Genomic DNA, 15,318 nt, shown 5'->3' on the forward strand with positions numbered 1-15,318 from the left:
TTAATTAAACTATTTCATCAACCAATTCATTTAAGTCAATAAACTTTTCACTTTCCAACCCCTTATCAAGTTTATTTACTTTCTTAATATTAACAGCTGTTACTTTATATTCAGCAGTTTTTGTTATTGGATCATAATGTGCACTTGTCAATTGGTTTACAGGAGTTTCAGCAAAATGGAAAGTCATATAAATCAACCCTGGTTTTACTTTTTCAGTAATCCTAGCTCTACCAACTACACTACCTCTTCTAGAAGTAACTCTCATAAAGTCTCCATCTTCTAAACCATATTTAGCTGCATCTTCTGCACAAATTTCAATTAATTCGTGTGGAAGAATTCCGTCAAGTGCATCAGAGTATCTTGTCATTACATTATAATGATATAAAGTTCTACCTGTCGATAAAATTATTGGATATTCTTCATTTTCAAGTTCTTTTGGTCCCTCATATTCAACAGGTACCATAAGAGCCTTATCTCCTCTTGTAAATTTACCTTCATGAAGATATTTTGTTCCCAAATGATCAACTGTCGGACATGGCCATTGAACTCCATTTAACTTATCTATTTTATCATAAGTAATTCCTCTATAAGTTGGCATACACTTTCTAATTTCATCAAAAACATCCTCTGATTTTTCCCAATCAAAGCCTTTACCACCAAGTCTTCTTGAAACATCTGCTAATATAGCCCAATCCAATCTTGCTTGTCCAGGTGATTCAACAGCTTTTCTGACCCTTTGTACTCTTCTCTCAGACGCTGTAAATGTACCATCTTTTTCTGCATAACAAGTAGCAGGTAAAATAACATCTGCAAGTTTTGCAGTTTCAGTTAAATTAATATCTTGAACTACTAAGAAATCCAAATTACTTAAAGCATGTTTAACATGGTTTGCATCAGGGTCTGAAAGCACAGGATCTTCTCCCATAATATACATAGCTTTAACTGTTCCTTCTGCTGCACCATCAAGCATTTCTGGAATTCTAAGTCCCATATTTCTATTTAGTTTACAATCCCAATGTTCTTCAAAAAGTTTAACATTTTCTTCTTCTAATACTTTATGATACCCAGGGAAATAATTTGGCAATGCAGCCATATCACAAGCACCTTGAACATTATTTTGCCCACGAAGTGGGTTAATTCCTCCACCTTTAATACCAATATTCCCACATAATAAAGCTAAATTTGAAAGATTCATTACATTTGAAGTCCCAGTTGTATGTTCTGTAATACCTAAAGTGTAGTATATCCCTGCCCTTTCAACTGAAGCATATGTCCTTGCAGCTTCATATATCTGTTCAATAGGAATAGTAGTAATTTTACTAACAAGTTCTGGAGTGTATTTGGAAACAAGTTCCTTAACTTCTTCAAATTTTTCTACTTTATTTTCAACAAATTCTTTATCATACAATCCTTCTGTAATTATTATATTCATGATACCATTTATTAAAGCGGCATCTGTTCCAGATTTTAATGAAAGATGTAAATCAGCTTCTCTTGCTATTTCAGTTTTTCTTGGATCTACTACTATCAATTTCTTTCCTTGTCTATGAGCTTGTTGCATCTTATTCCCAATTATTGGATGTGCTTCAGTTGTATTTGAACCTATAACAAACATCAAATCCGTATCAAAAACTTCATTAACAGAGTTTGTCATAGCTCCTGAACCTAATGTTGTTGCAAGACCTGCAACTGTAGGAGCATGTCAGGTTCTAGCACAGTGATCCACATTGTTTGTACCTATTGCAACACGCATCATTTTTTGGAATGCAAAGTTATCTTCATTACAAGTTCTAGCAGAACTCAACCCTGCAATTGAGTCAGACCCAAAATTTTCTTTTATGCTTTTTAATTTAGAAACAACTAAATCTAATGCTTCTTCCCAAGTAGCTTTTTCAAATACACCGTTTTTCTTAATCAATGGATCTGTAAGCCTATCAGAACTATTAATTAAATCAACATGAAAACGTCCTTTAACACAAAGTTGAGTTCCATTAATTGGAGAATCTTCATTTGGTGTAACACCAATAACTTTACCCGTTTTAACATTTACATTCAAATCAAAATTACAACCTGTACCACAGAATGGACAAGTAGTTCTGACTTTCTTAATTTCCCAAGGCCTAGTTCCCATTAATTGTTTATTAAGCAACGCCCCTGTCGGACAAACACTAATACATTGTCCGCAGAATCTACAGTTGTCAGTACTTAAATCTAAATTTTTATGAGTCCCAATATGTGCTTCAAAACCTCTATCTACAAAGTCAATAGCTCCAGTTACTTGAACATCTTGACAAACCCTTACACACTTTCCACATAAGATACATTTATTTTGATTTCTAATCATAACTGGATTATTTGCATCAATTTCATGATTTTGAACTTCACCAATCCAAGTACCTTTTTTCATTTCATATCTATAACAATATTCTTGTAATTTACAGTTACCAACCATATCACAAGTTAAACAATCACTTGGGTGATTGGAGAACAATAAATCTAAAATATTTCTTCTTATTTTTGTTAATTTTTCACTTTCAGTATTTACAACCATACCTTCTTTAACAAGTGTAGAACATGCCGTTTCCAATTTTCTACTTCCTTCTATCTCAACAACACACATTCTACAACCAGCAAAGGCAGTAAGGCTTTTTTCATAACACAAGTTAGGAATGTCAATTCCAACTTTTTTAGCAGCTTCAATTATAGTAGTTCCTTTTTCAACACTAACATTTTTGCCATTTATAGTTAAATTAATCATATTAGCCATAATATACCTCCAGAACCTATCTTCTAATTATAGCATTAACTGGACATGCAGCTTCGCATGATCCACATTTAATACATTTAGATGGTTCAATAACGTGTAATTCCTTTTGAACTCCTGTAATACAATCAACTGGACATGCTTTAGCACATTTAGTACATCCAACACACTTATCCGTAATAAAGAATTCAAGAAGTGATTGACAAACTCCTGCTGGACATTTTTTATCATATATATGAGCTTCATACTCATTTCTAAAATAATGCAAAGTACTTACAACTGGATTAGCAGCTGTTTGTCCAAGTCCACAAAGAGATGCAACTGTAATAGTTTCTGATAGATCTTCAAGTCTTTCAATATCACCGTCTTCACCTTTTCCAGAAGTTATTTTTTCTAACAATTCTAACATTCTCTTTGTACCTTCTCTACAAGGAACACATTTACCACATGATTCTTCTACTGTAAAGTCTAGGAAAAATCTAGCAATATCAACCATACAGTCAGTTTCATCCATTACAACCATTCCACCTGACCCCATAATAGATCCAATCTTAGCAAGGGATCCAAAATCTACAGGAGTGTCAAAATAGTCAATTGGAATACAACCTCCTGATGGTCCTCCAGTTTGAACAGCTTTTACTTTTTTCTCATTTCCAGTACCACCACCAATATCATATACTATTTCATTAATAGTAGTACCCATTGGAACTTCAACAAGTCCAGCATTTGCAACCTTCCCTACAAGAGCAAATACTTTAGTTCCAGAACTATCTTCAGTACCAATAGATTTATACCAATCTGATCCTTTATACATAATTTGTGGAACATTTGCAAAGGTTTCAACATTATTTAAAACTGTAGGTTTTTGGAAAAGACCTTTAACAGTTGTTCTATAAACCTTAGTTCTTGGCATACCACGTTTACCTTCAATAGATTCTATAAGAGCAGTACCTTCACCACAAACAAATGCTCCCGCTCCAAGTCTCAATTCAACATGGAAACTAAAATCCGTTCCCATAATATTATAACCAAGAAGATTTTCGTCTTCAGCTTTTTTAATTGCCTCTCTTAAATTTATAACAGCCTTTGGATACTCAGCTCTAACATAAATAAATCCTCTATCAGCACCTATTGCATATCCACAGATTGCCATTCCTTCCAATACAGAATGTGGATCACCTTCAAGGATAGATCTATCCATAAAAGCACCCGGATCGCCTTCATCTGCATTACATACAACATACTTTTGTCCGGGTGGCTGTTGCATAGCACCTTCCCATTTTCTACCTGTTGGGAACCCTGCTCCTCCACGTCCTCTAAGTCCTGAATTTTTCATTTCATTAACTACATCTTCTGGACTATAGTTACCAATAACTTTGGCCAAAGCATAGTAACCACCTAGTGCAACATATTCCTTAACACTATGTTCATCAACAATACCAAAATTCTTTAAAGCAATTCTAGTTTGTTTTTCAAAAAACTCTCCCTTTAAACGAATACCATTTTCGTCAATTATGTACTTATCAGGTTCTTGTTTTAACCTTTCAATTAATAGAGGATAGTTCTCTTCTTTGATAGAATCCAGCATTCTAATATCAACTTCAGTCTTTATCATAAAATCACCCCTATTTATATTTTCTCATTATTCTTCTAATATCTGCTTTTTTTATATGGGCATAAACATCCTCATTTATTGTAACAACAGGCGCTAAATTACATTCACCAATACAACGAGTTTGTGCAACAGAAAATTTCAAATCTTCACTAGTTCCTCCAACGGCAACTCCTACTTTATCACAAAACTCATCTAAAATATCTTGGGCTCCTTTTACATAACAAGCAGTTCCCATACAAACAGAAATTTGATACTTCCCCTTAGGAATAAACGAAAACTGTGAATAAAAAGTCGCAACCCCAAAAACTTTAGCAGGAAATATTTTCATTCTTTTTGCTATCAAATCCATTATTTCTTCTGGAAGATATCCAAAAATACTTTGTGCTTCCTGTAAAACTGGCATCAATGCTCCTGGAATATCTTTTTTCTTATCAATAAATTCACAAAGTTCATTTATTTTGTCCTGATTTTCTTCAACACTAAAAACAAAAGCCATAACTTGCCTCCTTTTAAAAAGTTTTAGAAAAACCCCATACATTATATAATAAAAAAATAAATAGTATATGTTTTTAAAACATCAAATATTAAATTGTAACGTCTAAAAATGTAAATATGTACTCATTTTTGTATATAACTAATATATGGTTATTCTATGTAAAATATAGCGAAAAATTAAGCTATACTATACTTAGAGTATAGCAAAAACAACAAAATTTTTCAAGCATTTTAGCTTTTAAGCATTAAAAATTTTGATAGATTTTTAAAAAAAATAATTTATTTAATGCTCAATTTTATGAAATTTTTTAACAATTTTATTTAGTTGTTAACAATTTAATCGTAAATTTTTATAGACAAATTTTACAAGAACAAAAAAATCTCTTATTATAAAAGAGACTTTTTATATAAAACTTTATATACTAAATTGTATAAAACTCCTTCAAATCCTTTTGAAAGAATGAAATCAAAGAATCCATTGCTTCTCTTTCATCTTCTCCGGATATTTCAATTTCTATTTCTTCACCATTAGCAGATTGCATTGATAAAATACTCAAAATACTCTTTCCATTATATCTGTTATTATCCTTGATTAATATGATATTAGAGCTAAATTTAACTGAATTTCTTAAGAACATAGAAGCTACTCTGGCATTAAGCCCAATTTCTGAGTTGACTACAACCTTTTCCTTTAACATAACTGCCTCCTTTATTTTTCTTATTCCTTTTAAATTATATCAAAAAAATAGTGAAAAGTCCATACAAAAAAACAATATTTTAAAATATTTTATTTATCTTATTATAATAGTGTTTTAAATAATGTTTTCATTCATATATCCACCAATAAAAAAAACGAATTATATAGAATATTGTTGTTTCATAATAACCCTTCCACGATGCTTCGCATCAAGTGGTTCTCGGAAACCTTGTTGTTTCACAATAAAAAAACTGATTAATCAACAATCAATCAGTTTTTATTTAGGTTATATACTTTTTCCCTCTACAAGTTTTCCAGAAATCATTGTATATACTTTGTCTGCATAATCAAGGCATGTAAGGTCATGAGTAACAAGTATAATTGTTGTATTATTTTTTTTATTTATTTCCTTTAAAATTCCTAAAACTTCTTTTGTATTTTCTACGTCTAAATCCGAAGTTGGTTCATCTGCAAGAATTATTTTAGGATAATTCATCAGTGCTCTTGCAATCGTAACTCTTCTGAGTTCTCCCCCTGATAGTTCTCTAGGATATGAACTCTCTAAATGTTCTAATCCTAATTCATTTAGAAGATATTTTCCTCGTCCAATAGGATCTCCTTCTCTTTTACTTAAGAAAAATGGTAAACAAATATTATCAAGAACATTTAAAGTTGATAATACCACCGTAGATTGTGGAACAAATCCCATCGAATCATTTCTGATAAAAGATTTTTCATCATCTGAAAGAGAGCTAATTTCTTGATTATCCAAAAATATTTTCCCACTTGTAGGAGTTAATATTCCAGAGATTATATTTAAAAGAGTTGATTTTCCACTTCCAGATTTCCCGATTATTGCTATAAACTCTCCACTTTCAATATCTAAATTAATATTATCTAACGCATTAAATTCTTTTGCCCTAATATATGTCTTATATAACTGTTCAATTTTTAGCATCCTAATCATTCTCCCTCATTGTTAAATAAACATCTGTTTTAGTAATCTTTCTTGTAGCATTTAGAGATGATAAACATCCCACTATTGTTCCCACTAACAAACTAAATATTGAAACCAAAACTAAATTCATTATTGAAGGAGTCAAAAACGGCAAATTTAGATTTTTTTGAATAATCGGTATTATTGAAAATACAGATATAATACCAACAAGTATTCCAAGTATTGAACCATAAAATCCTATATATAAAGACTCATACATAATTATTTTTGATAATTTTTTCTTAGAAGTTCCTAAAATTCTTAAAATACTGAACTCTTTCTTTCTCTCATTAACTATAACGGAAAATACTACTGCTAAAAGAATCATTGAAATTATCCAAATAACAGCTATTGAGATATAGATATAACTTGAAATAACTTTCAAATTTGAAGATACTTCATTTACAAATTTTTTACTAAACATAGCAAAAATCCCATCTTTAGCATATTCTTTCATTATCTTATTAGCTACTTCTGAAGCACTATAATTAGGCTTTAATTTCAGCAAAATAGTAGAAATTTTTTCTCCTTCCGATGCAGGATTTTTTTGTATTCGTTCACTTGCCTTTGCAAGTTTTCTTGCAGTTTTCATATTAACAAAAACAGTAGCATCAAATCCCATTCCAGTTTGTTCAAGTTTTCCAACTATATCAAGTTCTTCATCAAAAAACTTAACCTTTGAATTTTTTTCTCCTACAATATGATTACCGACAATAACCTCACCATCTTTTAACTCTCTCTTAAGAGTTTTTTGTAACCAAGGTTTAATCAAAAAATCTGTATCGTAATCTATCCCTATAATTTGTACTGGATATGAACAACAAGATGCAGAAAGTGTTGCTACATAAAGTTGAGGAGTAGCCGATTCTATTCCTTCAATTTTTTTAATCTTTTCTAAAGAATTATCTGGAAGATAAAATTCACTAGGTTCTCCTTTTAATAAAACACTTTCAATATTTGCCTTATAACCCTCAGGAACAACTATAATATCTGCACCAAGTCTATTAGAAAGGTTATTTACTCCTCCTGAAATACTTGATGACAAAATAGTTCCACAGAATAAAAATAAAACAAAAATGGCAATTATGCTAATTAAAGAAATACTCCTAAGTGGTTTTTTTCTAATATTCTCTTTTGCTAAGAACTTCAAGTCAATTTTTTTATTAGTCATTTTTTAACTCTTTTCTATATAAATTAATTTTCTCTTTTTATCAAAATATAAATCAAATACACAATTGAAATGATAGATATTGAAATTCCTAAAATGGAAACTATTGTAAATGTATGATTTGATATACATTTCATAGTATCTTTCATACAATATCCCATAAATCTAGGTATTCCATCTTTTCCAGTACCAATAGAAATCTTTATAATTTTATTAGGTACTAAATGAACGCTAATTCCTGCAATTATATTAACAATAGCAAAGATAACATTAATAATTTTTTTATTAATAAAAATTGAAATAAATGAAGTTATAACAATTCCTATTCCAACATAAGTAACAAATAATCCACTATAATAACAACTCATTCTCATTCCATTTGCCATTACAGGACAAACCGGAGCAATCATAAATGGTGTTAAAGCTAAAATTGCTCCTAATAATAAAATTACAATATTAACACATTTTTTTTTCAAAATTTTCATGAAAATCCTCCTTAAAAATTTTATTTATTCAATGCATCTTTAACAGCACTTTTAAATCTCTTATAAGAAACTGTGGCTCCACTAACCGAATCAACCTTATCAATATCTTGAACTTCAACCAATTTTTTAGCATACCCTTGACTATTTTTTACAGCTTTTTGAGCTTGCTTATAATTAAAATCAGCATCGTCTTTTCCGTAATTTTCATCTTTTATCTTATTATTTTTATTGTCTCTTTCTTCCCTAATACAATCTACAATCTTTTTATCCTTGACAGTAATTACAACTTTAACAGTAGCTTTATCATCTTTATAATGTCCTTCAAATACCCCGTCCTTTAATTCTTTTTTAGATCCACAAGCTGTAACAAATATTGAACATAAAATTAAAATAATACAATTTTTGATTTTTTTATTTTTCATATATACCACCAAACACATTTTAACATCAACAATCTATATTGTCAATAATTTATCATCTACAATTTTCCCATAATCTAGAGTTATTTTTCTCATTGCTTCATCTCCAACCTCAGGATCATGAGTAACAACAATTATAGTAGAACCTTCTTTGTGAAGTTGCTTTAAAATTTCTATAACTATAATTTCATTAGCTTCATCTAAATTTCCTGTAGGTTCATCTGCTAAAATAATTTCAGGATTATTTATTAATGCTCTTGCTATACAAACTCTTTGTTGTTCTCCACCAGATAATTGGCTTGGCAAATGCTTAGCTCTGTCAGCAAGGCCTACTTTTCTAAGTGCTTCCATAGCTTCATTTTCATCAATCATGCTATGGTAATATTGAGAAACCATTACATTTTCAAGGGCGGTTAAATAACTAATAAGATGGAATTGTTGAAATATAAGACCAATTTTTTCTCTTCTAATATTTGTAAGATTTTTTTGAGATTCCTTTGAAATATCAATACCATCTATTAATACTTGTCCATTAGATGGTCTGTCCATACAGCCTATTATATTCATCATAGTTGTTTTCCCTGAACCAGATGATCCCATTATAGCAATCCAATCACCTTTTTTTACTTTTAAATTTATATTACTGAGAGCGTTAACAGATTCATAAATTTTAGAAACATCTCTAAGTTCTAATATTACTTTATCATTATCCATAGTTTATTCTCCTTTTAATACCAAAGCAGGATCAATTTCAACAGCCTTTTTAACCGGTAATATACAACCTGCTGTAGTGACTAATACTGAAATAACAACAATTACTGGAATTAATAAATATTGGAATGTAATCGTCCTACCAAAAACACTAAGACTAACTCTTTGGGCAAATATAAATCCAAATCCAACACCAATAAACCCTCCAATTAATCCAAGCAATACACTCTCTCCAATGAAATCCATTATAATTTCCTTATTATGAGCTCCAAGTGCTTTTTTTAATCCTATCTCTTTTCTTCTTTCAGCAATTATAGCCATCATAGTCGTTGAAACAGATATGGTTGTCAAAACTAAAATTACAATATTTACTAATAATATAAGTGCTGTCAATTTATTTAAAACAGTATCTTGAGATTGAGTAACTCGCTTTACTGCCGATCCAAAAACATTTGGTAATTTACTATTCAACTCTTTGGCAAAACTATCCAACTCACTATGATTTGCTTCTATACTACATTCAATAGAATCGATTTTTGTCGTATCTTCAACAATTTCATTAAGTTTTTCAAGGTTTAAAAATATAAAAGATTCTTCTTTGCCACCGGTTGTAATTATTCCTTTTACTGTTAAAGTTACATCATAAAAATCATCACCTATATCTTTATTTTTACTTTTTTCTGCAGAATCATTCACATCGGATGCAATAGCACTCTTACCATGTTTTACTCCACTTATTTTAAATTTATCTCCTACAGATAGTCCTAAGGTTTTGGCAATTTCTTTTCCAACCATAACCTCATTTGAATCGCCATTAGTAGCCCATTCTCCTTCGATATACCAAAATGGACTATTTTTTTTTGCCCCATCCATATCAGTACCTGCAAGAATATATGGTTTCTGATTTATTTTTGTTGTTTCATATCTGTATGGAGCAATTCCAACTACATTTTTATTTTTTATAAGTTCTTTAAATTTATTATATTCTTCTTCATTAATCTTTCCTTCATTAGGAAGACAAACAAAGTTAGCTCCATAGGATCTAAATTCTTTTCCCAACTGTCTGGGAATATCAAAATATATGGTAATAAGCCCTGACATAATCGTAGCTCCTATTATAACTGCTAAAAGAGCCACTATCATTCTTGATTTTCTTCTAATGAAAGAACTTAAAATCATTTTTAAATACATTTTTCTTTTAGTCATTTTAATCCTACCTTCCATGAAGAACTTCTGTCGGTTTAAGTTTGAATAGATAATGTATAGCAGGAATACTTCCTATTAAAGAAACGCTAATTACCAAAGCAATATCAATTGGAATAACCATAACTGCAGGTTCTATATATGAACCAAATACTGTAATACCAATAATTTGAGTAAATCCAAGTCCTATAAAATATCCTGCTATACCCCCAATGATACCAGTTATAACTATTTCCGTCAGTATAAGCAACATTATTCTTAAATTAGACCCTCCAATTGCTTTTATAAGTCCAATTTCTTGACTTTTTTCCATTACAGTAGCTGTAACAAGATTTGAAATACCAAGTGCTGACCCGATTGAACCCAATGCTGTAATTAGTATCATAAGCAATTTTGTTTTATCCAAAATCTTTCCCTCTGACTCAGCAACTTGTCTTATAGGTTTTGCTACACTATCTTCAACAACTTCTTGAATTTGATAACAAATAGAACTAACATATGCTGTACAATACCAAGTTTCATATTCAGTAGGTGTCAAGCTATTGGGATCTCTTGTCGCCTTTTTTGCCAATTCATTATCAGGAGTTGTAAGTGCTGAAACCTCTATATTTGAAATTTTTCCTTTAACTCCATATAATTCTTGAACTGATTTCAAAGTAGAAAAAATATTTAAATCTTCATTTCCACCAGATTCAAATATCCCTTTAACATTATAAACTTTAGTATCTTTACCATTATTAACTTCTATTTTATCTCCAACTTTAATTCCGTTTTTTCCTGCAAATAAACTTCCAACCATAACACTGTCATCGTCGTCTTCATTTAGCCATTCTCCGTTAATTTTCCACCAATTTTTAAGATTTTTCATACCAGTATCAATTTGTTCACCTGTTGTTAAATCCATATGTTTGGCAAACCATGTACCGATAAATTTAGTTTTTTGATTATTAACTTTTGCAGTTTTTTCGAGATACGGAGTAAAATCCACAATAGAAAATCCCCAAAAAATTTGTTTAATCTTTGGTAAATCTTCTTCTTTTAAATATTTATTTTTAGTTGCAGTTTCAGAATTTTCTAATTCGTATAAATCAGAAATGAGTGAAGCATCTTTAGAAACTACATTTATATTTGCTCCATAAGTTTTAAGTTCTTTATTTACTTTATCTCCAACTCCAAGCATTACATTTAACATTCCTGTTGCAAGAGAAACTCCCAATGCAACAGTAAATGCTATCATAAACATCTTCTTTCGCTGTCTGATTAAAGTTCCAAAAACCATTCTCCAAAACATATTATTCACCTATTGGAAATCTTTCTTTTTCTTTATCTAAAACTTTTTTATCAATTATTATCTTTGAATTTTCTATTTTATATTCAAAAGGTATTGGATTACATCCACCTTTAAATCCTATAGTTGCCTTATTCATAACAACATCACATCTTTTACAGACTATATCATTTTTTCTTTCAAAATAGCCTGCAACACCACAAATCTGACAGGCATCAAGTCCAACTCCATAAGATGTACTGTTAGGTTTTTTAACTACTATAAACCTGATATCATGTCCGTCTTTTTTATATGAAAATCTATGCAAATGTCCATCATCAACATCAGACAATGGAATAATAATCTTATCACCTTCTTCTTGATAAGGCTGTGCAGCTGTTAATTCAACAGGTTTTGTAAGCTGATAATTTAAGTAAGTTACAGAAAACAACATAACAAAAGCTAAAAAAGTCGTAAAATATGCCCATCTCCTATTTACAATCAATCTCCATTTTTCTTTTCTTAAACTAGCCTTATTTTCAAAATGACCATTAACTTTTAAATTTTTATATACGAAGAATATAACTCCTAATAATATTATTATAAAAGCAACTCCTATAAAATATGCATCACTTTTATCTTCAAAAATCATCAAATCAAAAACTTTTATTCCAAAAATATTACTCTTTTCTGTTAAAATTGGAGTCATATTAAAATCTTTTTTTAAATACTCTTTAAGTCTAACAATAGCAGTTATACCTTTTATAGCATATTCTAAAAAAGTATTAATAAATATGGCAACAAACATTATAGTATATTGTTTTTTACTACATCTTATTAAAAATTTATAAAAAGCTAATACAAGTAAAATCCCTGTTAAAATTCCAAGTATATAACCACTAACCCTAAACAAAGTCATTGTACTTACAGAATCTTCTCCAAATGCAACAAATTCCATTGATTGAGTTAAAAGTCTTGGTATTATTAAATAGAGCATACAAGAAATAGATATAAACATTAATGCCAAATTTAAAGAAGTAACTATTTTAGAAATTTTTCTATGATTTTTCAACAAAATACTTAAAAGTAAAAAAATACTCATTAAAATAAAAATAAATAAACATAATGCAAAAACATATCTATTCAATTTTGTAACTGTATGTATCATTTCCTTTTTATTTTTCACTCTAAGTATATGTATGTATATACCTAAAATAATTCCTATTATAAGAATAGAAAATGAAATTATTTTATTTAATAAGGATATATTTTTCTTAAAAAAAGATAAAACTAATGCAAAGAAAAAAGAAAATGTACATATAGTAAAAATTATATCAACATAAAATTTTCCCAAAATAAAACCTCACTTCTAAAATACGGCAAAACCTCTCTTAAAATTTTAAGAGAGGATTTGTCCATTTGTCATATATTAAATATTAATATTATTTATTTTGTAATTGTTCTCCAGTATAATTCCATTCAAACTCAACAGTTTGTTTTTCATAGTATTTTGATGCTGCTTCTTTTCCACCATCTTTAATTGCTGGTACACCAGTTTCCTCATCAGTGTGTAATAAATAATCAGATGACGGTTGAATTTCAATAACCAATTTATACTTACCAACTTTAAGTACATTCTTTTTGATATTTGTACCGTAATGAGCTCCATCATCAGCATTCATCGGCATCATTGTTCCTGAAGTAACTTCTTTTCCATCTGTTGATAATACTTTATAATTTACTGTTAGGTATGCAGGCCAAATATCACTTCCATTACCAAAACCATATTTTTTACCAGCTTCCTTAGTTAAATGAATATCAGCTTCTAAATGCATATCTGACTCAGCAGCACTAGGTTGTCTTCCTTCAGGAATCATATCAACCCCTTGAAAATAAACTGCAGCAACTTGAAAAGGCCCTACAATTTTTTCTTCTCCTATTTTGATTTCTTCAAATCCTGACTCGCCAGGTTTTTCAGCATCTTCAGCTTTTCCATCTTCAGCTCCAGCATCTTTTAATTTGTCGTTCAATTCTGCAATTTTTTTATCTTTCTCTTCAATTGACTTTTGTAGTTCGTTGATTTTTGCAGTGTCGTTTTTTTGACAACCAACTAAACCTACTGAAGCTAATAATGCTAATGTTACAACTACTTTTGATTTTTTCATAAAATAAATCCTCCTAAAAATTTTTTCATAAAAATAATATTTCAATTTTTATCGAACAGAAAAATTAATTTGATTTCTTAATTTTTCTTAATTTGAAATAGTGCCCCAACAATATCCAAACAGTAATTATCACCAACATAATTTGTGGAATTAAGGTTTCGGCTCTATCATAAATATTCAAAATTGGAATACTCCAACCTTGCATTGCAGGTATAACTGTTGAACCAGAAATAACTCCTGCTTCAGTTAACTCAAGAACTCCTTTTCCCATAAATGAGATACACATTAAATATAACAGTATGCTTGTAAACAAGAAAAATGGTTTAAGCGGTAATTTAACTGATGTAAATCTAAAAAGTAAAAATACCACAACTAAAACAGCTGAGGCTGCAATTAATCCTCCCATTGGATATAATATTTTACTTCCTCCTGAAAATGAAGCCTTATAAAATAAAATCAATTCTGCCCCTTCTCTTAATACAGCTAAAAAAGCAGCAAAAACCAAAGTCCATTTACTTTTGTTATCTATTGATTTTTGAACTTTAGACTGAATGTAATTTTCCCATGCCTCTTCTTCAGATTTTGATAAAATCCAATTACTAACATAAAATAAAACTATAACCGCTAAGAACATAGTCCAACCTTCAAGTAGCTCTCGTCCAACTCCTCCTAATAAATAATTTATTACTACAGCTAAACCAAAACTACATACAACGGCAGCTACCATACCCAAATAAACGGACTTACAAAGATGCTTATTACCAGTCTTAATAAGATAAGCGATAATTGCAACACAAACTAAAATTGCCTCCAACCCTTCTCTAAGCATCAATCCAAATGATGTTAAAAAATCTTGAATGTTTTTAGCTTTTTCATCTCCTTTTTTTATCTCGGCATATCCAAACACGGCCTTACCTTCAGAATCAGGAGCATTTTTTGAAATTACCTTATCTAAAACAAGTGCATCTCTATAAACTTTCATATCAAGCTCATCTATTGCCGCCTTTAATTTCTCAACAGATTCACTTGTATTTCCCAAAAAAGCATGCTTAATTTCTCTAAATGCTGCTTCAATTTCATTTACTCTGCTATTAGAAATTGCAACCATAACATTTTTTTCAAATCCTTGTACTTCATAATAATCAAAATACGCAGAATCCATAGCTTTATAAGCACTTTTAAAATCTTTTTTATCCGCATACTCTTTTGCTTCTGTAAATTTTATATGCATATCTTTAGCAACTTCTTGCCAGCTAGAATACTTTTTCTTTTCTACTTTGGCTTCTACATTACCAATATTACATACAAATAAAATACTACAAATTATTAGAA

14 protein-coding genes are annotated in these 15,318 nt (G+C 29.8%); all 14 read right to left on the bottom strand.

Annotated elements, in window-relative coordinates:
- Window positions 1-4: 4 nt before the first annotated feature.
- The 14 genes from fdhF to VJI95_RS00985 all read right to left on the bottom strand — a co-directional run bounded on the left by fdhF (window position 5) and on the right by VJI95_RS00985 (window position 15,217).
- Complete coding sequence (gene fdhF, locus VJI95_RS00920; RefSeq protein ID WP_324010189.1) at window positions 5-2,758, bottom strand: formate dehydrogenase subunit alpha; 2,754 nt, start codon at window positions 2,756-2,758, stop codon at window positions 5-7.
- A 25-nt stretch (window positions 2,759-2,783) separates the two neighbouring features.
- Window positions 2,784-4,379 carry an NADH-ubiquinone oxidoreductase-F iron-sulfur binding region domain-containing protein gene (locus VJI95_RS00925; protein WP_324000116.1) on the bottom strand — a complete coding sequence of 532 codons (1,596 nt, stop codon included), beginning with the start codon at window positions 4,377-4,379 and terminating at the stop codon, window positions 2,784-2,786.
- Window positions 4,380-4,389: 10 nt separating this feature from the next.
- A complete protein-coding gene (locus tag VJI95_RS00930) occupies window positions 4,390-4,875 on the bottom strand; it encodes an NADH-quinone oxidoreductase subunit NuoE family protein (protein ID WP_324000117.1) in 486 nt (161 codons plus the stop codon).
- A 421-nt stretch (window positions 4,876-5,296) separates the two neighbouring features.
- Window positions 5,297-5,572 (bottom strand): HPr family phosphocarrier protein, encoded by a 276-nt coding sequence (locus tag VJI95_RS00935; protein WP_324009905.1) that lies wholly within the window; start codon window positions 5,570-5,572, stop codon window positions 5,297-5,299.
- A 285-nt stretch (window positions 5,573-5,857) separates the two neighbouring features.
- Window positions 5,858-6,529: an ABC transporter ATP-binding protein gene (locus VJI95_RS00940; RefSeq protein ID WP_324009906.1), complete on the bottom strand. Its 672-nt coding sequence runs from the start codon at window positions 6,527-6,529 to the stop codon at window positions 5,858-5,860.
- A gap of 1 nt (window position 6,530) precedes the next feature.
- Entirely contained in the window at window positions 6,531-7,739 is a 1,209-nt protein-coding gene (locus tag VJI95_RS00945) for an ABC transporter permease (RefSeq protein ID WP_324009907.1), read from the bottom strand.
- A gap of 23 nt (window positions 7,740-7,762) precedes the next feature.
- Entirely contained in the window at window positions 7,763-8,221 is a 459-nt protein-coding gene (locus VJI95_RS00950; protein ID WP_324009908.1) for a DUF4418 family protein, read from the bottom strand.
- A gap of 20 nt (window positions 8,222-8,241) precedes the next feature.
- On the bottom strand, window positions 8,242-8,643 hold the full coding sequence (locus tag VJI95_RS00955) for an FMN-binding protein (RefSeq protein WP_324000126.1): 402 nt from the start codon (window positions 8,641-8,643) through the stop codon (window positions 8,242-8,244).
- A 33-nt stretch (window positions 8,644-8,676) separates the two neighbouring features.
- A complete protein-coding gene (locus tag VJI95_RS00960) occupies window positions 8,677-9,354 on the bottom strand; it encodes an ABC transporter ATP-binding protein (RefSeq protein WP_324000128.1) in 678 nt (225 codons plus the stop codon).
- A gap of 3 nt (window positions 9,355-9,357) precedes the next feature.
- The gene (locus VJI95_RS00965; protein ID WP_324009909.1) at window positions 9,358-10,557 is read right to left on the bottom strand and encodes an ABC transporter permease; all 1,200 of its coding nucleotides are present in this window, start codon (window positions 10,555-10,557) and stop codon (window positions 9,358-9,360) included.
- 7 nt (window positions 10,558-10,564) lie between these two features.
- The gene (locus tag VJI95_RS00970) at window positions 10,565-11,845 is read right to left on the bottom strand and encodes an ABC transporter permease (protein WP_324009910.1); all 1,281 of its coding nucleotides are present in this window, start codon (window positions 11,843-11,845) and stop codon (window positions 10,565-10,567) included.
- 1 nt (window position 11,846) lies between these two features.
- On the bottom strand, window positions 11,847-13,175 hold the full coding sequence (locus tag VJI95_RS00975) for a Fe-S-containing protein (RefSeq protein WP_324009911.1): 1,329 nt from the start codon (window positions 13,173-13,175) through the stop codon (window positions 11,847-11,849).
- Between the two features lie 88 nt (window positions 13,176-13,263).
- Window positions 13,264-13,986 (bottom strand): iron transporter, encoded by a 723-nt coding sequence (locus VJI95_RS00980; RefSeq protein ID WP_324009912.1) that lies wholly within the window; start codon window positions 13,984-13,986, stop codon window positions 13,264-13,266.
- A 64-nt stretch (window positions 13,987-14,050) separates the two neighbouring features.
- Window positions 14,051-15,217 carry an FTR1 family iron permease gene (locus VJI95_RS00985; protein ID WP_324009913.1) on the bottom strand — a complete coding sequence of 389 codons (1,167 nt, stop codon included), beginning with the start codon at window positions 15,215-15,217 and terminating at the stop codon, window positions 14,051-14,053.
- Window positions 15,218-15,318 lie beyond the last annotated feature (101 nt).

It is taken from the genome of Parvimonas sp. C2, assembly GCF_035282405.1.
Taxonomy (GTDB): Bacteria; Bacillota; Clostridia; order Tissierellales; family Peptoniphilaceae; genus Parvimonas.

What these genes read in the sequence shown, in the direction of transcription:
- VJI95_RS00980 (WP_324009912.1), bottom strand. Translation starts at nt 13,986, where the DNA reads ATGAAAAAATCAAAAGTAGTTGTAACATTAGCATTATTAGCTTCAGTA.
- VJI95_RS00965 (WP_324009909.1), bottom strand. Translation starts at nt 10,557, where the DNA reads ATGACTAAAAGAAAAATGTATTTAAAAATGATTTTAAGTTCTTTCATT.
- VJI95_RS00970 (WP_324009910.1), bottom strand. Translation starts at nt 11,845, where the DNA reads ATGTTTTGGAGAATGGTTTTTGGAACTTTAATCAGACAGCGAAAGAAG.
- VJI95_RS00940 (WP_324009906.1), bottom strand. Translation starts at nt 6,529, where the DNA reads ATGCTAAAAATTGAACAGTTATATAAGACATATATTAGGGCAAAAGAA.
- VJI95_RS00930 (WP_324000117.1), bottom strand. Translation starts at nt 4,875, where the DNA reads ATGGCTTTTGTTTTTAGTGTTGAAGAAAATCAGGACAAAATAAATGAA.
- VJI95_RS00950 (WP_324009908.1), bottom strand. Translation starts at nt 8,221, where the DNA reads ATGAAAATTTTGAAAAAAAAATGTGTTAATATTGTAATTTTATTATTA.
- VJI95_RS00925 (WP_324000116.1), bottom strand. Translation starts at nt 4,379, where the DNA reads ATGATAAAGACTGAAGTTGATATTAGAATGCTGGATTCTATCAAAGAA.
- VJI95_RS00985 (WP_324009913.1), bottom strand. Translation starts at nt 15,217, where the DNA reads ATGCATATAAAATTTACAGAAGCAAAAGAGTATGCGGATAAAAAAGAT.
- VJI95_RS00945 (WP_324009907.1), bottom strand. Translation starts at nt 7,739, where the DNA reads ATGACTAATAAAAAAATTGACTTGAAGTTCTTAGCAAAAGAGAATATT.
- VJI95_RS00955 (WP_324000126.1), bottom strand. Translation starts at nt 8,643, where the DNA reads ATGAAAAATAAAAAAATCAAAAATTGTATTATTTTAATTTTATGTTCA.
- VJI95_RS00960 (WP_324000128.1), bottom strand. Translation starts at nt 9,354, where the DNA reads ATGGATAATGATAAAGTAATATTAGAACTTAGAGATGTTTCTAAAATT.
- VJI95_RS00935 (WP_324009905.1), bottom strand. Translation starts at nt 5,572, where the DNA reads ATGTTAAAGGAAAAGGTTGTAGTCAACTCAGAAATTGGGCTTAATGCC.